We start from the raw sequence: 372 nt of genomic DNA on the forward strand, positions 1-372 counted from the left end.
CGCGCCCGAGAGGAGTCGAACCCCTAACCTCTTGATCCGTAGTCAAACGCTCTATCCAATTGAGCTACGGGCGCATATGGTGCCGAGGGCGGGGGTCGAACCCGCACGGTGGTCACCCACCGCAGGATTTTAAGTCCTGTGCGTCTGCCTGTTCCGCCACCCCGGCATGTCATACTGAAAATTGGAGCGGAAGACGGGATTCGAACCCGCGACCCCAACCTTGGCAAGGTTGTATTCTACCACTGAACTACTTCCGCAAGACATGTTTGAGTTATTTTATTAAAAGTGCGGGTGAAGGGAGTCGAACCCCCACGCCAAAGGCGCTAGATCCTAAGTCTAGTGCGTCTGCCAATTCCGCCACACCCGCATATT

At 55.4% G+C, this 372-nt stretch carries 4 tRNA genes; all 4 read right to left on the bottom strand.

What is annotated here, in order from left to right:
* The 4 genes from B5P40_RS28965 to B5P40_RS28980 all read right to left on the bottom strand — a co-directional run bounded on the left by B5P40_RS28965 (position 1) and on the right by B5P40_RS28980 (position 367).
* Positions 1–74 (bottom strand) — tRNA-Arg (locus B5P40_RS28965).
* A 3-nt stretch (positions 75–77) separates the two neighbouring features.
* A tRNA-Leu gene (locus B5P40_RS28970) sits at positions 78–166 on the bottom strand.
* A gap of 16 nt (positions 167–182) precedes the next feature.
* Positions 183–257: transfer RNA gene (locus B5P40_RS28975), tRNA-Gly, on the bottom strand.
* Between the two features lie 29 nt (positions 258–286).
* Positions 287–367 (bottom strand) — tRNA-Leu (locus B5P40_RS28980).
* Between the last annotated feature and the right edge of the window lie 5 nt (positions 368–372).

The sequence above is a fragment of the Bacillus sp. SRB_8 genome (genome assembly GCF_003264205.1).
Taxonomy (GTDB): domain Bacteria; phylum Bacillota; class Bacilli; order Bacillales; family Bacillaceae_G; genus Bacillus_A; species Bacillus_A mycoides.